Annotated in this window: 16 protein-coding genes; 9 read left to right on the forward strand and 7 right to left on the reverse strand. The window is 72.4% G+C overall.

The genetic code is table 11. The features are described 5' to 3' along the window. Window position 1: 1 nt before the first annotated feature. A complete protein-coding gene (locus tag A3IC_RS0140785; RefSeq protein WP_026219306.1) occupies window positions 2-1,741 on the reverse strand; it encodes an AMP-binding protein in 1,740 nt (579 codons plus the stop codon). Window positions 1,742-1,949: 208 nt separating this feature from the next. Here A3IC_RS0140785 and A3IC_RS59470 point away from each other — a divergent pair, with 208 nt between their 5' ends. Both A3IC_RS59470 and pdxA read left to right on the forward strand, forming a co-directional pair. Beyond that, window positions 1,950-3,245 carry a four-carbon acid sugar kinase family protein gene (locus tag A3IC_RS59470; RefSeq protein ID WP_040878006.1) on the forward strand — a complete coding sequence of 432 codons (1,296 nt, stop codon included), beginning with the start codon at window positions 1,950-1,952 and terminating at the stop codon, window positions 3,243-3,245. Next, window positions 3,232-4,299, forward strand: a complete 1,068-nt coding sequence (pdxA, locus tag A3IC_RS0140795; protein ID WP_040878007.1) for a 4-hydroxythreonine-4-phosphate dehydrogenase PdxA — start codon at window positions 3,232-3,234, stop codon at window positions 4,297-4,299. The genes A3IC_RS59470 and pdxA overlap by 14 nt, the downstream gene beginning before the upstream one ends. A gap of 239 nt (window positions 4,300-4,538) precedes the next feature. On the opposite strand, the gene A3IC_RS0140800 is transcribed toward pdxA, so the two are convergent. Together A3IC_RS0140800 and A3IC_RS0140805 are read right to left on the reverse strand one after the other, a co-directional pair. Continuing rightward, entirely contained in the window at window positions 4,539-5,549 is a 1,011-nt protein-coding gene (locus A3IC_RS0140800) for a pseudouridine-5'-phosphate glycosidase (protein ID WP_020555832.1), read from the reverse strand. A 30-nt stretch (window positions 5,550-5,579) separates the two neighbouring features. Beyond that, complete coding sequence (locus A3IC_RS0140805; RefSeq protein WP_020555833.1) at window positions 5,580-5,918, reverse strand: VOC family protein; 339 nt, start codon at window positions 5,916-5,918, stop codon at window positions 5,580-5,582. Window positions 5,919-6,041: 123 nt separating this feature from the next. On the opposite strand from A3IC_RS0140805, the gene A3IC_RS0140810 reads away from it, so the two are divergent. The 3 genes from A3IC_RS0140810 (at window position 6,042) to A3IC_RS0140820 (ending at window position 11,142) form a co-directional block, all read left to right on the forward strand. Further along, window positions 6,042-8,774 carry a bifunctional acetate--CoA ligase family protein/GNAT family N-acetyltransferase gene (locus A3IC_RS0140810; RefSeq protein WP_020555834.1) on the forward strand — a complete coding sequence of 911 codons (2,733 nt, stop codon included), beginning with the start codon at window positions 6,042-6,044 and terminating at the stop codon, window positions 8,772-8,774. Window positions 8,775-9,391: 617 nt separating this feature from the next. Further along, a complete protein-coding gene (locus A3IC_RS0140815) occupies window positions 9,392-9,979 on the forward strand; it encodes a DUF5998 family protein (protein ID WP_020555835.1) in 588 nt (195 codons plus the stop codon). Continuing rightward, the gene (locus A3IC_RS0140820; protein ID WP_020555836.1) at window positions 9,976-11,142 is read left to right on the forward strand and encodes an alkaline phosphatase family protein; all 1,167 of its coding nucleotides are present in this window, start codon (window positions 9,976-9,978) and stop codon (window positions 11,140-11,142) included. Before A3IC_RS0140815 ends, A3IC_RS0140820 begins: the two co-directional genes overlap by 4 nt. A gap of 397 nt (window positions 11,143-11,539) precedes the next feature. On the opposite strand, the gene A3IC_RS0140830 is transcribed toward A3IC_RS0140820, so the two are convergent. Then, complete coding sequence (locus A3IC_RS0140830) at window positions 11,540-12,319, reverse strand: VOC family protein (RefSeq protein WP_020555838.1); 780 nt, start codon at window positions 12,317-12,319, stop codon at window positions 11,540-11,542. Window positions 12,320-12,429: 110 nt separating this feature from the next. On the opposite strand from A3IC_RS0140830, the gene A3IC_RS0140835 reads away from it, so the two are divergent. Further along, window positions 12,430-13,272, forward strand: a complete 843-nt coding sequence (locus A3IC_RS0140835) for a sulfurtransferase (protein WP_026219308.1) — start codon at window positions 12,430-12,432, stop codon at window positions 13,270-13,272. A gap of 88 nt (window positions 13,273-13,360) precedes the next feature. On the opposite strand, the gene sepH is transcribed toward A3IC_RS0140835, so the two are convergent. After that, window positions 13,361-14,485, reverse strand: coding sequence for a septation protein SepH (gene sepH, locus A3IC_RS0140840; protein WP_020555840.1), 1,125 nt, complete (start codon window positions 14,483-14,485; stop codon window positions 13,361-13,363). 466 nt (window positions 14,486-14,951) lie between these two features. Here sepH and A3IC_RS0140845 point away from each other — a divergent pair, with 466 nt between their 5' ends. Next, the gene (locus tag A3IC_RS0140845; RefSeq protein ID WP_158696308.1) at window positions 14,952-15,857 is read left to right on the forward strand and encodes a hypothetical protein; all 906 of its coding nucleotides are present in this window, start codon (window positions 14,952-14,954) and stop codon (window positions 15,855-15,857) included. Between the two features lie 64 nt (window positions 15,858-15,921). Here A3IC_RS0140845 and A3IC_RS0140850 read toward each other — a convergent pair whose 3' ends face one another. Next, window positions 15,922-17,250, reverse strand: coding sequence for a D-arabinono-1,4-lactone oxidase (locus tag A3IC_RS0140850; protein WP_040878008.1), 1,329 nt, complete (start codon window positions 17,248-17,250; stop codon window positions 15,922-15,924). Between the two features lie 150 nt (window positions 17,251-17,400). Here A3IC_RS0140850 and A3IC_RS0140855 point away from each other — a divergent pair, with 150 nt between their 5' ends. Continuing rightward, window positions 17,401-18,534 carry a ferrochelatase gene (locus A3IC_RS0140855; RefSeq protein WP_020555843.1) on the forward strand — a complete coding sequence of 378 codons (1,134 nt, stop codon included), beginning with the start codon at window positions 17,401-17,403 and terminating at the stop codon, window positions 18,532-18,534. A gap of 21 nt (window positions 18,535-18,555) precedes the next feature. After that, window positions 18,556-19,347 (forward strand): inositol monophosphatase family protein, encoded by a 792-nt coding sequence (locus A3IC_RS0140860; protein ID WP_020555844.1) that lies wholly within the window; start codon window positions 18,556-18,558, stop codon window positions 19,345-19,347. Between the two features lie 153 nt (window positions 19,348-19,500). On the opposite strand, the gene A3IC_RS69860 is transcribed toward A3IC_RS0140860, so the two are convergent. Continuing rightward, entirely contained in the window at window positions 19,501-19,674 is a 174-nt protein-coding gene (locus tag A3IC_RS69860; RefSeq protein WP_020555845.1) for a hypothetical protein, read from the reverse strand. Window positions 19,675-19,862: the final 188 nt, after the last annotated feature.

The following is a 19,862-nucleotide window of genomic DNA, read 5'->3' on the forward strand; positions in this document are numbered from 1 at the left end:
GTCAGTTCCCCTTGAGCTCGGGAAAGTCCTCCTCGAACCACTCCAGGGCGCCCCGTCCGGCCGGATCGCCGTCGTGCAACTCGCGCTCGCGACCCCGCAGTTCGACGCGGCGGATCTTGCCCGAGATGGTCTTGGGCAACTCCGCGAACTCGATCCGGCGGACCCGCTTGTACGGGGAGAGCACGGCACGGGCGTGCCGCAGGACGGACAGCGCGGTCTCGCGGGTCGGCTCGTGCCCTGGCGCGAGCACCACGTACGCCTTGGGCACGGCCAGTCGGACCGGGTCCGGCGACGGCACCACCGCGGCCTCGGCCACCGCGTCGTGCTCGATCAGCACACTCTCCAGCTCGAACGGCGAGATGCGGTAGTCGGACGCCTTGAACACGTCGTCGGAGCGGCCCACATAGGTGATGTAGCCGTCCGCGTCCCGGGTGCCGACGTCGCCCGTGTGGTAGAAACCGTCGCGCATCGACTCGGCCGTGCGCTTGGGGTCGTCGAGGTATCCGGTCATCAGGCCCAGCGGGCGGGCGGCGAGTTCGAGACAGATCTCGCCCTCGGCGTCGGTGCCGGTGACCACCTCGCCGGAGACCGGGTCGACCAGGGCCACGGTGTAGCCGGGCAGCGGCCGGCCCATCGAGCCCGGCCGGACCTCCTGCCCGGGCGCGTTGCCGATCTGCGCGGTGGTCTCGGTCTGCCCGAAGCCGTCCCGGATGGTCAACCCCCAGGCGGCCCGCACCTGTTCGATGACCTCCGGGTTGAGCGGCTCGCCCGCGCCGATCACCTCGCGCAACGCGGTGCGCCACGCGCCCAGGTCCTCCTGGACCAGCATCCGCCACACGGTCGGCGGCGCGCAGAACGAGGTCGCCCCACAGCGCACCATCGTGTCCAGCAACGGACGTGCGGCGAACCGCTCCTGGCGCACGATCAAGATCGTGGCCCCGGCGTTCCAGGGAGCGAAGAAGTTGCTCCAGGCGTGCTTGGCCCAGCCGGGCGAGGAGATGTTCAGGTGCACGTCGCCCGGACGCAGGCCCAGCCAGTACATCGTGGACAGGTGCCCGATGGGATAGCTCGCCTGGGTGTGGCCCACCAGCTTGGGCTGCGCGGTGGTGCCGGAGGTGAAGTACAGCAGCAGCGGGTCGGTCGCGGCGGTCGGGCCGTCCGGAACGAACGCCGCGTTCGCGTCGTCGGCGTCGGGCCCGTCGTGCGCGTCGGCGAACGAGAGCCAGCCCGGCGTCGGTTCGCCCACCACGATCCGCGTCCACCCGCCCGGCACCTCGGCGAAGCCCGGGGTCACCGCCGACTCGGCGATCACGTGCGCGACATCGCCCCGGGTGACCCGGTCGGTCAGGTCGGCCGGCGCGAGCATCGTGGTGGCCGGGATGATCACCGCGCCGAGCTTCATCGCGGCCAGCATCGCCTCCCACAACTCGACCCGATTGCCGAGCACGAGCAGGACCCGATCGCCGCGCCGCACGCCCCGCGCGCGCAACCAACCGGCGACCCGGTCGGAGCGCCGGGCCAGTTCGTCGAAGGAGAGCCTGGTGTCGGTGCCGTCCTCGGCCACGATCCACAGCGCGGTCGTGTCGTTGCCGCGGGCGATCACGTCGAACCAGTCGAGCGCCCAGTTGAATTCGGTGGGTTCGGGGCGCGGGAAGTCCCGGCACGCGGTGGGCTGGTCCTCGCGGTGTTCGAGCAGGAAGTCGCGCGCAGCGCGAAAAGCCTCGGTCGCACCCGTCGTCATCGCCGAATTCCTCCGTCTGTCGTGCGGAACGCCGTACCGCAGCATCGCGTCGTCGGTACCGGAACGCACCCTCGCATCACCCGTTCGAGCGGTCAACGACCGGGCACGGGCTCCTCGCGTTGACCGTCGCCGCGCCGGGCCGCAAGACTCCCGGAGGCACCTCAAAAAGCGCACAAAGTTGATCTTGATCCGACATTCGGGACCGTAATTGACAGACGGTACGGGGCGATCCGGCCCGCGCGTGCTCGTCCTCGCCGACGACCTCACCGGCGCCAACGCCACCGCGGTGCGCTTCGCCCGGCGCGGGATGCGCACGCTGGTCACCGGTGGACCGCCCCGGACCTGTGTCAGCGCGCCGGACGTGCTCGTGCTGGATTTGGCCAGCCGTCACCTGCCTGCCGCGCAGGCCGCCCGCCGGGTGGTCGCGGGCGCCTCGGTGTTCCCGGACGCGCCGCTGGTGACCAAGCGGGTGGACAGCACGCTGCGCGGCAACCCGGGCGCGGAGACCGCGGCGCTGCTGCACGTGCTGGACGCCCGCCCGGGACCGCCGGTGCGGGCGCTGGTGGTGCCGGCTCATCCCGAGGCGGGGCGTACCACCGAGGGCGGCGTCCATCACGTGCACGGCGTGCCGTTCGCGGACAGCGAGGTTGCCCGCGACCCGTTCTGCCCGGTGACGTCCTCGTGTGTGGTCGAGGCGTTCGATGTGATCGACCGGCCGATCGCGCACGTCCCGCTCGACGTGGTGCGCGGCGATTCGGCCGGCCTGGCGCGGGCGCTGTGCGACCCCGGAGCCCGGGTCCTGGTCTGCGACGCGGTCACCGAGGCGGACGTGGAGACGCTCGCGCTGGCCGCCGCGGCCGCCGCCCTGGGCGGCGAACTGCGCTGGTTGCCGGTGGATCCCGGGCCGTTCGGCGCGGCGCTGGTCGGTGCGTCGGGCGCGGTGCCCGCCGGGCCGCCCGTGCTCGGCGTCGCGGGCAGTCTGAGCCGGCTCAGCCGTGAGCAGGTCTCCGAGACCCAGCGCCGACTGGGTGCGCGCTGGCTGGACGTGGGCGATGCGCCCGATCCGGTTCGGGTCGCCGCCGACCTGGTCGCGCTGGCCCGCACCGGCGCTGCCCTGACCGGGATCCGCACCCGGGTCCCGGATCGCATCGACCCGGTGCGCGCCGCGCGGCTGCCGGTGCTGCTCGGCGAGGTGGTCAAACGCGCGCTGGCGGCCGCGCCGTTCGCGGGGGTGTACGCGACGGGCGGGGACATCGCGGGTGCGGTGTGCACCGCGCTCGGCGCGGACGGGCTCGCGGTGGAGACCGAGGTGCAACCGCTGGTGGTGGCCGGCCGGCTGGTCGGTGGGCCGCACGACGGGTTGCCGTTCGCGGCGAAGGGCGGCCTGGTCGGGGACACGAACGCGGCGGTGGCGTGTGCCTTGCACCTGCGGATGAGTTTTACCGTCCAGGCGGCTTCGCCGACGGCAGTCACGGCTCGGGAGATCGACGATGGACGACGATAGGAACACGCTCCCCGTGGTGGGGCTGACCCTGGGCGACCCGGCCGGGATCGGCCCGGAGATCGTCGCACGCGCGCTCGCGGACCCGGGCCTGCGCGGCGACGCGCGGTGTGTCGCGGTGGGCGACGCGGCGGCCTTGCGCCGGGGCGCGCAGGTCTGCGGATTGGGCCTGACCGTGCGGGTGATCGACTCCCGGCTGGTGCCGCCGGACCCGGATCCCGCGGTGGTCGACATCCTGGACACCGCGACCGTCACCGACGCGGAGATCGCCGAGGCGATGCCGTGGGGGCGCGTCGGCGCACGGGCGGGTGCCGCCGCGCTCGCCGCGATCGAACTCGCGGTACGCGCCGCCGAGAGCGGTCTGGTCGATGCGATCGCGACCGCCCCGATCAACAAGGAGTCGATCTGGGCCGCGGGTGCGGGGCAACTCGGACACACCGAACTGCTCGGCGAACTCACCGGCGCCGCGCACCCCGACACGATGTTCGTGGTCGGCGGCCTGAAGATCTTCTTCACCACGCGGCATGTGTCGCTGCGCAGGGCACTGGACCTGCTCACCGCCGAGCGGGTGGACGCGGCGATCGAGGCGGCCTGTCGCGCGCTGCGGGTGTTCGGCGACGACGAGGCGCCGGTGCTGGCGGTGGCGGCGGTCAATCCGCACGGCGGCGAGGGCGGGGCCTTCGGCGACGAGGAGACCGCGGTGCTGGGACCTGCGGTCGAGCGGGCGCGGGCGCGTGGGTTGGACGTGGTCGGGCCGATTCCCGCCGACGCGGTCTTTCACCAGGGGCTGCGGGGGCGCTACGCGGGGGTGTTGTCGCACTTCCACGATCAGGGGCACATCGCGGCGAAGACGTTCGACTTCGACGGGACCGTGTCGGTGACGGTCGGGCTGCCGATCCTGCGCACGTCCGTGGACCACGGGACGGCGTTCGACATCGCGGGGACGGGGGCGGCCGAATACGCGTCGATGCGGGAGGCGGTTCGGGCCGCGGTGCGGTATGTGCCCGTGCGGGCGCGGGTTCGGGCCGCGTGGGCTCAGGCGCCGCGTGGGCTGTGAGGGTGGGCTGGGGCGGGTGTCCTCAAGCGCCGGACGGGCTGGAACATGGCCCGGGTCGGTTGCCTCAAACGCCGGATGGGCTGGATTGGGTGCGGGCAGGCCGGAGGGGTGAGGGCGGGCGGAGTGGTGGCCCGCGTCGGGTGTCCTCAAGCGCCGGACGGGCCGGAGCGTGGCCTGGGCCGAGTGTTCTCAAGCGCCGGATGGGCTGATTTGGTGTCGGGTGGGCTCGGGGTGGGTGATCAGGTGATGGTCAGGGCCTGGGCGATGCGGGCGGCCAGGGCGGCGTTGTTGAGGATGAGGGCGATGTTGGCGGTCAGGCTGCTGCCGGCGGTTTCGCGGTGGAAGAAGTCGAGGAGGAACGGGGTGACCGCCTTGCCGCTGATGCCCTTGTCGGCCAACGCGGTCAGGGCCCGGTTCAGCACCCGGTCGTGCAACCGCGGGTCCAACTGGTCGGCCCGCGGCACCGGATTCGCCACCACGAGGGCGTTTCGCCCCAGTCCGAGCGCCTCGTGCGCGCGCACGACGTCGGCCACCTCGTCCGCGGTGTCCACCCGCCACTCCAGCCGCCGGCCGGAGTCGACCAGGTAGAACCCCGGGAACGCGTGGGTGCCGAAGCCCATCACCGGGACGTTGAGCGACTCCAGCCGCTCCAGCGTCGCACCGACGTCCAGGATCGATTTGACCCCCGAGCACACCACGACGAGCCCGCACCGGGTCAGCGCGACCAGGTCGGCCGATTCGTCCCAGCTCTCCCGCGCCTCACGATGCACCCCGCCCAGACCGCCGGTGGCGAACACCCGGATGCCCGCCTGGTGGGCCAGATGCGCGGTCGCCCCCACGGTGGTCGCGGCGTGTCCGCCCCGGGCGGCGACCAGGGCCAGATCACGCATGCCGGCCTTGAGCACGTCCGAAGACATGGCGACGAATTCGAGCGTCTCGGCGTCCATCCCGATCGACGGGCGGCCGTGCACGATCGCGATCGTCGCCGGGACCGCGCCCGCGGCCCGGACCCGCCCCTCGATCTCGCGCGCGATCCGCAGATTGTCCGGGCGCGGCAGCCCGTGGGCGATGATCGTGCTCTCCAGGGCGACCACCGGTCGGCCCGCGGCGAGTGCGTCCGCGACCTCCGGCAGGATCCGCAAGCCGTTCACCGGTAGGACGCTACCGGGCGCGAGCGGAAGCGGCACCGTATACGCGCCGGGACGCGGCTGCTCGGCCTCGCCCCGGCGCTCGGACACTCCGATGATCATGGCAATCCGCCGTCCCGTCGCGACCCGCGGTCAGCGCCGCGGCTGGTACAACACGGCGGCCCAGCCGTCCGGCCCGGTCACCTGAACCCGCACCTCGTGCGGCCCCTCGACCGACTCGCCCACGGTGAACCCGCCCTCGCGCAGCGGTGCCAAGGCCGCGTCGAGGTCGGCGACCTTGACCATGACCGACGCCGACTCACCCTCGCGGTCGGTGCCGGCCAGCGCCAGCCGACCGCCGTTCACATCGAACTGCGCCCAGCGCTCACCGTCGACGAAGGTCGGTTCCGCACCGAGTACCGCGGTCATGAACCGCACCGCCGCGGCCATGTCGGCGACGGGGAAAGCGGCGGACAGGCCCTGAGCGGACATGGGTTACCTCCTGAGGCGAGACCGGGCACGGTATCTGATGGTCTATCAGGTGGGACGGACACCAACCGAGTCGGGGCGCCCGGAACACGCCGGCGGTGCGCCGCAGGGGTTAGCCTCGCAAACGTGGAGCCCACCGACACCGCAGATCCGCCACCGAAGCCCCCCGAGCACTGGGAGGCCGACGTCGTGCTGCGCGACGGCGCCACCGCTCACGTGCGCCCTGTCGGTCCGGACGACGCCGGCCGCCTCGTCGACTTCTACGCGCGTGTCTCGGCCGAGTCGAAGTATCTGCGCTTCTTCACGCCCTACCCCCGACTCTCCGACCGCGACGTCCGACACTTCACCACGCACGACTGGGTGGACCGGGTGGGCCTGGGCCTGTTCGTCGGCGACGAGATGGTCGCGATCGTGCGCTACGACCGGATCGGCCCGGACGGGCGCGCGGTGCGCACCGGCCCGCAGGGCCGCTCCTCCACCGCCGAGGTGGCGTTTCTGGTCCAGGACGACCAACAGGGCCGCGGCGTCGCGTCGGTCCTGCTCGAACACATCGCCGCGGTCGCCCGCGAGCGCGGCATCCGACGCTTCGTGGCCGACGTACTGCCCTCGAATCGCCGGATGGTCACGGTGTTCACCGAGGCCGGCTACACCCAACAGTCCGCCTTCGAGGACGGCGTGGTCCGGCTCACCCTGGAACTCGCGCCCACCGAAACCTCGCTCGGCGTCATGCTCGCGCGCGAACACCGGGCCGAGTCGCGCTCGATCGCCCGCCTGCTCACCCCGCGCTCGGTCGCGGTGATCGGCGCGAGCCGGCACCAGGGCACGGTGGGCAACACACTCCTGGCCAACCTGCGGGCGGGCGAGTTCACCGGCGATGTGTACGCGGTCAACCCGAAGGCGGGCAGCGAGCCGATCGACGGCGTGCCCACCCATGCCTCGGTCCTGGACATCCCCGGGGAAGTGGACCTGGCGCTGGTGGCGGTCCCCGCGGACGCGGTGCGCCAGGTGGTCGAACAGTGCGGGCGCAAGGGCGTGCACGGCCTGGTCGTGGTGTCCTCCGGCTTCGCCGAGACCGGTCCCGAGGGCCGCGAACGGCAGCGGCGCCTGGTCCGCGCCGCACGCCGGCTCGGGATGCGGGTGATCGGACCGAACTGCCTGGGCGTGCTCAACACCGACCCCGAACTGCTGGTCAACGCAAGCCTGTCGCCGCGGATGCCGCGCCGCGGCCGGGTGGGCATGTTCGCCCAGTCGGGCGCGCTGGGCATCGCCATCCTGGAGTCCACCGTGAGCCGGGGCATCGGGCTGTCCACGTTCGTGTCGGCGGGCAACCGCGCAGATGTCTCCGGCAACGACCTGTTGCAGTACTGGGAGGACGATCCGGCCACCGACGTGGTGCTGCTGCACCTGGAATCGATCGGCAACCCGCGCAAATTCACCCGGCTCGCCCGACGGGTCTCCCGGGCCAAGCCGGTGGTCGCGGTCAAGTCCGGGCGACACACCCAGGGCGTACCACTCGGGCACGTCACTCGCACGCTGTCCCTGCCCGACTCGGCGGTCGACGCACTGTTCCGGCAGGCGGGGGTGATCCGCGTGCCCACCGTCGCCGAACTCTTCGACGTGGGCCAACTGTTGGCCTACCAACCGCTGCCCGCCGGCGACCGGATCGCGATCATCGGCAACTCCGACTCGCTGGGCCTGCTCACCCAGGACGCGTGCGCCAGCGCGGGCCTGAAGCCGCGGCGCCCGGTCGACCTGACCACCTCCGCGACCGCCGACGACTTTCGCGACGCGCTCGCCGAGGCACTGGCCTGCACCGAGACGGACGCGGTGATCACCGTGTTCATCCCGCCGCTGACCACCTCCGGCGACGAGGTGGCGAGCGCGATCGCGGAGATGGCCGGACACGCGGCGCAGATCGGCAAGCCGCTGCTGACCACCTACCTCGCGCACGAGGGGCTGCCCACGCAGCTGCGCCGATTGGACGCGGACGGCGTGCCCGCCCTCGGCTCGGTGCCCTCCTACCCGGCCCCGGAGAACGCGGTCCGCGCGCTCGCCGAGGTGGTGCGCTACGCCGCGTGGCGCCGGCGGCCCACGGGCTCGGTGCCCGAGCATCCCGAGGTGCGCACCGATCAGGCCCGCGCGCTGGTCCGGGCCCGGCTCGGCGCCGCGGACGCGGTGGGCCTGTCCCCGGCGGACGCCGCCGACCTGTTGGACTGCTACGGCATCCGGCTGCTGCCCGCGGTGCGGGTGGACAGCGAGGACGCGGCGATCCGCGCGGCGACCGAACTGGGCTATCCGGTGGCACTCAAGACGATCGCCGAACATCTGCGGCACCGGGTGGACGTGGACGGGGTACGCCTGGACATCGGCGCGGAAGCCGGGCTGCGCCGGGTGTTCAGGGAGATGACCACCCGCCTGGGCGGCCCGGACCAGGCCCGTCTGGTGGTGCAGCCGATGGCGCCGCACGGGATCGCGACCGTGCTCGGGCTGACCTACGACGAATCGTTCGGTGCGGTGCTCTCGTTCGGCTTGGCCGGCCCCGCCACCGAACTCCTGGGCGACGTGGCCCACCGATTGGTGCCGGCCACCGACCAGGACGTGGCCGATCTGGTGCGCGAGGTCGGGGCGGCGCCGATGTTGTTCGGCTACCGCGGCGCACGGCCGGTGGACGTGCCGGCGCTGGAGGACGTCCTGCTGCGGCTGTCCCGGCTGGCCGACGACCTGCCGCAGGTGACGTCCGTCGCGTTGAACCCGGTGGTGGTGGCGGCCGATGGCGCGCACGTGCTGGGTGCGCAGATCCGCCTGTCCCGTCCGCCGGCCCGCACCGACCTCGGCCCGCGGTCACTGTCCCGACCGTAGCCGGCCGTCGCGTCGGTTCCGCCCGAACGCGGCTGCGGTGCGGATGTGTCAGGCCCACCCCGGGTGCGTGTCGAGACAGGACCGGGCACGTGCCCACATGCGGAACCGCCGCCGTACTCACATGCCACCCCGAGCTGTGGCACGTACGTACGGCGGCGACTCCAGGCCGGATCCGCTCCGCGGCATGCCCCTCCGCGCCTACCCTCCACATGGCTGCGCATCTCATGCCGTTCGACGCCGTCCGGACCGAGCCGCCCCGCGCCGGTCGTTTCCCCGAGTGTCCCCGGCGGTGAGGCGGTGTCACTCGTGCCCCCGCCCGGGGGTACGAGTGATGCGAGAGATCCACCGGTGCCACCGTGTCGACGGCGCGTCCCTGTTGCCCCGGTCGGGCCTCTCGAGAGACCAGTCAACCCCGCCGAGCCGTGCTTCGGGAGGGCGCACGGAAGGCGCACGGTGGCGATCCGTAGAGGTTGCACCAACAGTGCGCATCCACCTCACCCGTTCGGTCCTGTCATTACGTCGACAAACCGTCACCGTTTGGCAACGGCACGTGCGCAACCGACCTTCGCATGGGGCGGATGGCGCACGCGTGCCCCCGGAGATGCCAGGATGGGGGTATGGCTAAGACCACCACCTCGACCCAGGGGCTGCGCACGGCCATCGAGCGCAGCGGTTACTACCCGAGCCTCGTTGCCGACGCGGTCGAGTCCACGATCGGCACCGAGCCGGTCGACGCTTTCCTGGTGCACCAGGAGACCACGTTCGATTCCAATGAGGTCCGCCGCCACATCACCGTTCTGGTGCTCACGCCAGGCCGTTTTCTGGTCAGCCACACCGATGAACACGCACCGGACGACACCTCGCCCACCCCGTACGCGACGACGTCCACCGAGACGGTGCGGATCGACCGCCTCGAGTCGGTGGTGGTCAGTCGCGTCGTGGGCAACCCCGCCGAGTACGTCCAGGGGGCCCCGCCGCGTGAAGCCGTGCTCACCATCGGGTGGGGCGCGGTCGGTCGGATCGACCTCGAACCGGCCGGATGCGCCGACCCGAACTGTGAGGTCGACCACGGCTACACCGGTTCGCTGACCGCCGACGACCTCTCGCTGCGGGTCAGCGAAGCCGCCGACGGCCCCGAAGCGGTCGAGCGCACCCTCACGTTCGCCCGTGCGCTGTCCGAGGCAGTGGCCGGCATCAACCAGTGAGTGCTTCCGTCTGGCTCGACGAACAACCCCCGGTCCCGTTGCCTCGCTACGGGACCGGGGCGCTGTCCGACCTGTTGCCCTCCATAGCCGCCTCCCTCGGCATGCCGGGGGAGGCGAACACACTCGGCCTCGCACCCGCGCGCGCCGCGTGCGTGTTCCTGATCGACGGTCTGGGTTGGGACCTGCTGCGAGCCCACCCGGTCGAGGCGCCGTATCTGCACTCGCTCCTGGGCACCTCGTTCGCGGGCAGCGGCCGGCCGCTGACGGCCGGCTTCCCGGCGACCACCGCGACCAGCCTCGCGTCGTTCGGCACCGGGCTCACTCCGGGGGTGCACGGACTGGTCGGCTACTCCGTGGCGGTACCGGGCGAGAACCGGCTGATGAACCAGCTGCGTTGGGTCGACGACATCCGCCCGCGGGACTGGCAGCCGTACCCGAGCGTGCTGGAGCGGGCGGCCGCCGCCGGGATCACCGTCGCGCAGGTCAACGACGTGATCTTCGAGCACACCCCGCTGACCAGGGCGGTGCTCGGCGGTGGTCGCTACGTCGGCGCCGAGTTCGGCGAACGCCGGGTCAAGGGCGTGCACCGGCAACTCGCCCAACCGGGCCCCGTGCTCGTGTACACCTACGCCAGTGAACTCGACCGCTGCGGCCACGGCATGGGCGTCGACTCGCCCGAGTGGCGCGCCGAACTGCGGCGGATCGACGGCGTCGTCCGGGCGATGGCCGAGGGCCTGCCCGCGGATTCGGTCCTGTACGTGACCGCCGACCACGGCATGGTCGACGTGGCCCCCGAGCAGCGCGTCGACGTGGACACCGACCCCGGTCTGTCCGCCGGTGTCGCCCTTTTGGGCGGCGAGTCCCGGGCCCGGCACGTCTATACGCGTCCGGGCGCCGCCAAGGACGTGCACGCGATCTGGGACGACATGCTCGGCGACCAGATGTGGGTGCTCACCCGCGACGAGGCGATCGAATCGGGCTGGTTCGGGCCGATCGTCGAGGATCGGGTGCGGGCGCGCATCGGCGACATCGTCGCGGCGGCCTTCGGCGACATCGCGGTGGTGGCCTCCCGGCGCGAGCCGGGCGAGTCGCGACTCACCGGCGTGCACGGGTCGATGACCTCGGCGGAACAGTTGATTCCGCTCCTGGAGGTCCGTGGATAACCGGGTCCGTACACGTCGAGGGGACGGTCTCCGTGTGGAGACCGTCCCCTCGACGTGAACCGGGGCCCGCTCAGGCCTGGTTGCGCTTCTTGGACGCCACGAGCGTGGCGACGCCCGCGGCGGCGGCGAGCAGCAGGACGATCTTGAACAGCTTGCCCATGGAAATGGACCCCCTCGATGGTCGGACGAAGATGCGTCTCCCGACCGGGAAGGCCGCGGGCGACGTGTTCCGTGTGTACGTAGGCGCACGGATGCCCGCCGATCCCGGACCCCGTTTCCGGACGGGAGCCCGTCGAACTCGACTCTACGTCACCTGTTTGGCTCAAGGGTGCAGTGGTTTCCGGTCGGAGTGGCAAGCCTGTTCCGGGGCGCCGGCCGCGCATTCGGATCAGGCGGGCTATTGCGGATCATTCGGATTCGACGCCACCGCGATCACGTTGAACACCGCGCCCTGCGGATCCCGCGCCGCGGCCACCCGGCCGTAGGGCGACTCCTCCGGGCCACGCAGCACCTTGCCGCCCAGCTCGTCCACCCGGTCCACGGTCTCGTCCGCGTCGCCCACCGCGAAGTACGTCGCCCAGTGCGGCGGCGGGCCGTTGCGTACGCCCGCTACGCCGCCGCGCGGCTCGCCGCCGACGTGGAACGTCGCGTAGTCGAAGTCGGCGTCGGACATGTCCTCGTAGGTGAAGTCGAACACCGCCGCGTAGAACTGTTTGGCCCGCGCGCTCTGCGGCGTGTACAGCTCGTTCCACACCACCGCGCCGGGCTCGTTGACCACACCCGCGCCGTTGTGGTCGCCCGCCTGCCATACGCCGAACACACCGCCCGTGGGGTCGGCGGCCACCGCCATCCGGCCGAACGTCAGCACGTCCATCGGCGACACGATCACCGTGCCGCCGGCCGCGCGGACCCGGTCGATCACCGCATCGGCGTCGTCCGCCGCCAGGTAGGTGGTCCACGCGGGCTGTCCCTCCTGTCCGGGTCTGCGCCCCATCAGGCCGGCGACCGGACGGCCGCCGAGCGTGCAGGTCGTGTAGTGGCCCACCTCGGCCGGCCCGATCTCCCCCTCCCAACCGAACAAACCGCGATAGAAGGCCAGTCCGGCCTCGACGTCGGGTACGCCCAGGTCCGCCCAGCACGGCACGCCGGTGGGATACCGCGAGGTCCACTCGCTCATCACTGCCTCCTCGGGCAGACGCCGACAATTCGGGACGATTCGAAACCGATGCTGCCACCCGGGTCGGGCATGTGCTCGTCGGTGACCGCCGCACGAGGCAGGATGCGGGTATGAGTTCCCTGATCAAGGCGGCCGACCTGGCCGCAGCCCTGGACAGTTCGTCGCCGCCGCTGGTGCTCGACGTCACCTGGCAACTCGGCGGGCCGCCCGGAATCGATTCCTACCGGATCGCCCACGTGCCCGGCGCCCGCTTCGTCGACCTGGCCACGGAGTTGTCCGGACCGCACACCCCCACCGGCGCCGGAGGCCGGCACCCGATGCCGGAGCCGGCCGCGTTCGGCGCGGCCATGCGTCGCCTGGGGATCGCCGCGGAGACCGACGTGGTGGTCTACGACGGGGGCCAGAGCGTCGCCGCCGCGCGGGCGTGGTGGCTGCTGCGCTACTTCGGCCACGACCGGGTGCGGGTGCTCGACGGCGGCTTCGCGGCCTGGACGGCGCAGAACCTGCCGGTCACCGACGTGGTGCCCGGTCCCGCCGAGCCGGGCACGTTCGTGCCGCGTCCGGGCGGGATGACGCGGCTGGACGCGGACGAGACCGCGGCGCTGGTGGCCGCCGGCGGCGTGCTGCTGGACGCGCGTGCCGGCGAGCGCTTCCGCGGCGAGAGCGAGCCGATCGACGCGAAGGCCGGCCACATTCCCGGCGCGACCAGCGCGCCCGCGACCGAGTACACGCACCCCGACGGCCGGTTCCGCGAACCCGCCGAGCTGAAGGAGTACTTCGCCGCCCGGGGCGCGGTGCACGGTGCGCGGGTCGCCGCGTACTGCGGCTCCGGCGCGACTGCGGCGCACGAGGTGCTGGCCCTGTCCCTGGCCGGTGTCCCGGCCGCGCTGTACGCCGGGTCCTGGAGCGACTGGATCACCGATCCGCAGCGCCCGGTGGCCACCGGCGAGTAGCGACCGAGCCCAGGCCCGGCCGTTTCGGGCAACGAAAGAGCCGAGGGCCCGACGGACCCTCGGCTCTCCTCGTATCCGTACGCGTCGATCACTCGCGGCGTTTGCGCCTGCTCCCGAACACGATCTCGTCCCAACTGGGCACGGTGGCCCGGCGGCCGGGGCGCACGCCGTCGGCCTCGGCCTGCCGGTCGGTGCTGCCGACCAGGCGCTCGCGGTGCGGGCCGACCACGCCGCGCGGCACCAGGACGTTCTCGTACGCGCTGCCCGCGCCCGCCGCCGCGGCGGGGGCCTGGGTCTCCTCTTCCTCGATCGGTTCGGCGCGCTCGGGGCGTTCCGACCGCTCGGCGCGTTCGATCCGCTCGGCGCGTTCGACGCGTTCGATTCGCTCCGGGCGTTCGGCGCGCTCGGACCGCTCGATGCTGCCCACGCGCGGGCGTTCGGCCAGTGCGGTCACGTCGATGCGCATCGGACCGGGGGAGACCGACTGGGTCTGCGGTTCGCCGCGCAGCCCCGGGACCGCGTCCAGCAGGCTGGTGATCGCGTCGTCGTCGCTCTCGCGCGGGATGGTGGCCAGGCGCGGCCGAAACGGGAACGGGGTCTCCGACGCCGCCGGGTGTTCGCCGATCAGCGAACGGGCCTCGTCGTCGTTCGTGGTGACCAGCCGCCGGGGCGGATCGAAGCTCCAACTCGCGGAGCGCATCTCGCCGTCGGCGCGGTAGAGCAGCAGGATCTCCCAGCTGCCGTCGTCGCGGCGCCACGAATCCCACTGCACGGACTCGGAGTCCGCGCCGCGCAGGTGCAGGCGTTCGGTGACGATCTCGCCGAGCAGTGGGCCGGTGGTCTCGCCCTGGCGGCGGATGGGGGTCTTGCGGGCGCGCTCGGCCATGAACGCGCGTTCGGCGAGCACCGGACCCTCGAATCGCCGCACGCGGTCGACCGGGATGCCGGCGAGCTGTGCGACCTCCTCCGCGGTGGCACCGGCCCTTATCCGGGCCTGGATGTCACGCGGACGCAACTGGCTTTCGACTTCGATCTCGATCTGGCCGAGCCTGGCGCGGTCGCCCCTGACGGCGGCACGAAGCCGTTCGTCGATGGGCAACATGTACTCAGTGCCGTCGGCAGCCTTCAGCACCAACCGTGTGCCGTCGTTGCTGACGGCCACGACACGCAGTTCGGGCATGGGGACCTCCCGGGTGGTGCCTGCCGACGTCACCTGCGTCGTTGCTCCCGCTACGAGTGTGACCTGCCCAGCCTCGGCATGGCCACAACCTGACCGAGTTGTCCGGCGTGTCGGATTTATTACCTGACTGGCCGAATTGCCTTGGTTACACCATTTCGGGTAGATACCGGGGCGGCGCCCCACCCTGACCTCTGCGGTCGGTCGCCTCCCCCTTCGCGCACAGGTCTTTCCGGAACCTGGCGTGAACAGTACTCCATTCGGGGGCTCTACCGGGACACACCGCGCCGCATCGGCGCGTCCCGTTCGGACGAGTCGTTTTCGGCCGTCCGGGGTGATGTCGATCACAAGATTGGGCCGATCGGAACGATGTGGATGGGCCGTTCAGTCGTAACCAGGGTGAAGTCCTGTTTTTCATGATTAACCACCGTCCGAGCGCGGACGGGCAAGGAAAGTGATGCCGGAAAGGACCGAGAATGATCGTCGCCGAATCGATGTCAACGTGGTGCAGGTTGTGGGCAGTGCCCTGGCGGCCATCTCCTCGGCGTTCCTGCTCTCCACGCTCGGCGTCGCCGGGACGGTGATCGGCGCCGCGCTCGCGAGCGTGGTGGCAACGGTCGGAAGCGCGGTCTACGTACACCTGTTCCGGCGCACCGGCGAGCAACTGCGCGACGTGCGGGCGACGCTGAGCCCGCCGCACGAAGGCGGCCCGAGCCCGGACCCCACCGCGGTGCCGGATCGACCCACCGGCGTGGCCCAACGGCGACCGGCGAACGACGAGACGATGGTGCTGCCGGTCGGCGACTACGAGCGCATCGGCCCGAGTCCGGGTTCGCCGGGCGGCGCGTCCCGGGGCGAGACACCGTCCGACGGCTTCGCCGACCGACGGGTGTGGCTCGGCCGATCGCTGGTGGGGGCGGTGCTCGTGTTCGTCGTGGCGATGGGCGTGGTGACGCTCGCCGAGACCGCCATCGGCCGCTCGTTCGCGAGCCTGTTCGGCCACGGCGACGCGGGCGGCTCGACCATCTCGCGCATCGTCGAGGACCGGCCCGCCCGGCACGACACGCCCGAGTCGCCGACCGGTTCGACCCCGAACCCGACCGGCACCGGCACGTCGGCGCCCACCCGAAGCCCCGGTACCGACGACAAGGGCACCTCGGGCGGGCCCGGCGGCGATGGCGCGACCCCGGCGCCCTCGACCACCCCGACCACGCGCCCGAGCAACACCCCCTCGCCCGACCCGACCGGCTCCCGCCCGCCGACCACGGCCCCACCCGCGACCACACCGCCCGGCGGCTCGGGCGGCGGCGCGGCGAACGGCGGCGCCGCGGCGGGCAACGACGCGGCCGGCAGCGCCCGGGGCGCGGCGCACAGCGACCCGAAGTCGAACACGGGCTCCCGGTCGTGACGCGGCCGGGCCCGGCCCGGCGATCCCGTCGGGATCGGCCGGGCCGGGCCCGGGGCGCCGCGGCTCAGTCGCCCAGCACCCGACGCAGGTAGTCGTTGCCGAAGCGGCGCTCCGGATCCACCCGGTTCCGCAGCGCCGTGAAGTGGGCGAACCTCGGGTAGAGCTTCGCGAAGTAGTCCGCGTCGCGGGTGTGCATCTTTCCCCAGTGCGGGCGCCCGCCGTGCCCGACCATGATCTTCTCCACCTCGGTGAAGTACCGCTCGTGCGGCGTGCCCTTGTACATGTGCACCGCGATGTAGGCGGTGTCGCGGCCGTACGCCGTGGACATCCACAGATCGTCCGCCGGGGCCACCCGCACCTCGACCGGGAAGCTGATCGGCAGACCGGCGGCCTCGACGAACGCGCGCACCTCGGCCAGCGCCGACGTCGCCGCCTCGCGCGGCAGGGCGTACTCCATCTCGATGAAGCGCACCCGGCGCGGGCTGGTGAACACCTTGTGCGAGGTGTCCGAGTAGGTCCGCGCCGACAACGCGCGGCTGGACAGCCGCGCGATCGACGGCACCGTCTTCGGCGCCCGCCTGCCCACCCGGCAGGCGAGCGAGAAGACGCCGTTGGACAACAATTCGTCGTCCAGCAGGAAACGCGCCTTCGAGAGCGGCTTCGCAGGTCCCTCGATCCGGTTGTTGCGCTTCACGTTGCAATTGTCGGTGTGCGGAAACCAATAGAACTCGAAATGCTCGTTGTCGGCGCACAACGCGTCGAATTCGGCCAGCACCGCGTCGAACTTCATCGGTTCCTCGCGCGCCTCCAGCAAAAAGCTCGGCTCCACCGCGAACGTCAGTGCGGTCACGATGCCCAGCGCGCCCAGACCCACCCGGGCGCCCGCGAACAGTTCCGCGTTCTCGGTCGGCGAGCACGTGGTGATCTCGCCGTCCGCCAGCACGATCTCCATGCCCCGGATCTGCGCCGCCAGCGAGCCGGACGCCCGCCCGGTGCCGTGCGTGCCGGTAGAGGTGGCGCCCGCCAGGCTCTGCACCGCGATGTCGCCCATGTTGGTGAGCGCCAGGCCGTATCCGGCGAGCAGCGTGTTGAAGTCGCTCAGCCGCATCCCGGACCCGACCGTGACGGTGCCCGCCGCGCGGTCGAGCGCGTGCACCTGGGTCAGCCCCTCCGGCCGGATCTGCACTCCGTCGGTGACCGCGACCGAGGTGAACGAGTGCCCGGCGCCGACGGCCTTGACCGCGAGACCCTGCCCGGCGGCGCGGCGCACGGCGGCCGAGATCTCCTCGGCGGACCTCGGGGTGAGCACCGAGTGCGGCCGAGCGGACTGGTTCCCGGACCAGTTCCGCCAGGTGGGGGGCGTCTTGGAGACGACGGGGGTGGCGCTACTCAACGGGTTCCTCCTGGGGTCGCCGTGGGATCAGCCGGACATTACTCGCCGGTCATCGGAGCGGGAAGGGGTCGCGCACGGTTGCGCCGCAACTCACGCCCGCGCGGGTGGGGCGTTGGGGAAGACGGGGGCCGCGATGCGAGGATCACGGGCATGCACGCGACCCAGGCCCCCGACCCCAGTCCGTTCGACGCGCTCCTGGTGCTCTCCTTCGGCGGACCGGACGCCCCCGACGAGGTGCTTCCGTTCCTGGAGAACGTGACCGCGGGACGCGGGGTGCCCCGCGAACGCCTCGAGGAGGCCGCCGGCCACTACGCGCATTTCGGCGGCGCCAGCCCGATCAACGGGCAAAACCGCGCCCTGATCGCGGCGGTCGAGGCCGACCTCGCCGCGCACGAGGTGCGGCTGCCGGTGTACTGGGGCAACCGCAACTGGCGCCCGTACCTGGCGGATACCGTGCGCCGGATGGCCGACGACGGGATCCGCCGCGCCGCGGTCCTGGTGACCAGCGCCTACGCGTCCTACTCGGGCTGCGCGCAGTACCACGAGAACCTGCTCCAGGCCCGAGCCGAAGTCGGCGATCGGGCCCCCACGTTCGACAAGCTGCGGCACTTCTTCAACCACCCCGGCTTCGTCGAACCGCTCGTGGACCACGTGGTCGCCGCGCTGGCCGAACTGCCCGAGCCGGTACGGGCCGGCGCCCGGCTGGTGATGGTCACCCACTCGGTCCCCACGGTCACCGCGCGCACCGCGGGCCCGGCCGGCGGCGGCTACGTCGCCCAACACCGGGAAACCGCACGCCTGGTCGCCGAGGGCGTGGCGCGGGTGCTCGGCCGCGAGCACGACTGGGACCTGGTGTACTCCAGCCGCAGCGGCCCGCCGCAGGTGCCGTGGCTGGAGCCCGACGTCAACGACCACCTCGTGGAACTGGGCGGCGACGACGAGGTGCCGGCGGCGGTGCTGGTGCCGATCGGGTTCCTGTCCGACCACATGGAGGTGGTCTACGACCTGGACGTGGAGGCCGCCGCGACCGCCGCGCGGATCGGGCTGCCGGTGAGTCGGGCCGCGACCACCGGCGCCGACCCCAGGTTCGCCGGCGCGGTGCGCGAACTGGTGCTGGAACGCGCCGCCACGGTGCGCGGCCAGGCACCCGCGCGCTGCGCGCTCGGTGCGCTCGGCGCCGCGCACGACGTGTGCCCGGTGGGTTGTTGCCCCGACCCGCGGGCGCTGCGCGCGGACCCGGAGGCGGCCGCCCGGGCGCCACGCGGGGCGGCGCTGCTCGGCTAGTCGCGCCGGCAGGATGGGCCCATGACGATCGACACCGCGGAACTCCTGGCCATCGCTCGCGACGCGGCCAGGCACACCGGCGGCTTCCTGTTGCACGAGCGTCCCGCCGACCTCGGCGTCGCGGCGACCAAGAGCAGCCCCACCGACGTGGTCACCGAGATGGACACGGCCGCGGAGAAGCTGATCATCGAACGGATCCGCGCCCACCGACCGCACGACGGTTTCCTCGGCGAGGAGGGCGACGCGAGTGCGGGCAGCAGCGGCGTGCGCTGGGTGATCGACCCGATCGACGGCACCGTGAACTACCTGTACGACCTGCCCGGCTGGTGCGTGTCGATCGCCGCCGAGACCACCGAGGGCACCCTGCTGGGCGTGGTCGAGGTGCCGGTGGTCGGCGAGACCTTCCACGCCGTGCGCGGCGGCGGCGCCTACCGCAACGGCAAGCCGATCCACTGCCGGCCCGCGGCGGTGCCGGCCCGGGCGCTGGTGGCGACCGGATTCGGCTACACCGTCGAGCGGCGCACCCGGCAGGCCGCGGTGATCGGCGCGCTGCTGCCGCGCGTGCGCGACCTGCGCCGAGGTGGTTCGGCCGCGATCGATCTGTGCTCGGTGGCCGCGGGCCGAGTCGACGCCTACTACGAGCGCGGCCTGAACCCCTGGGACGTCGCGGCGGGCGCGCTGATCGCCCGCGAGGCCGGCGCCGAGGTGATCGAGGACCTGTGGCCCGAACCCGACGGGTCGAGCGTCTGCCTGGCCGCGCCCAGCGGGCTGCGCGCCGAACTCGAGACCGCCCTGGCCGCTCTGCACGCGTAGACCCGAAGCGGGCGCGGGGCCCGGATCGCATGATCCGGGCCCCGCGCGGGTCGGCCCGACAGCCGAACCCCCGGCGTCCGCTCGGGAACCTCGCCGGGGGAAAGAATCCGTGTGTCTGGTGTTCTCCTGTGGTTCGGGTGGTGTCGCGGCGGCTCAGGCGCTTTCGGGAAGCACCCGCACGCCGTGCTCCGACGCCATCCGCAAAAGGTCGTCCAGCTCGGACTGCTCGACCTCGACGAGGAAATCGTCGCCGGTGTCGCATGCCTGCTTCAGTGCCTGCTCGGTCTCACGTATGCGTCGCAGTACGCCGGCCGTGAATTCGTCCATAAGGCCGCCCCAATGTCACTCGTCGTCGCCGGTTTCGGTTGTCCTACCCCCCGTGCAACGCCGGGGAAACCACCGATCCGGGCCTTTGGCGACGCCCGACCGAGGCGTCTGACCAGGGGACTTGTCCTACCCAACGGCACGGTGTGGGACTTTCCGGGGCGTACCGGAATCCTTCCCTCCTTCGGGGG

Origin of the sequence: Embleya scabrispora DSM 41855 (genome assembly GCF_000372745.1) — a bacterium.
GTDB lineage: Bacteria > Actinomycetota > Actinomycetes > Streptomycetales > Streptomycetaceae > Embleya > Embleya scabrispora.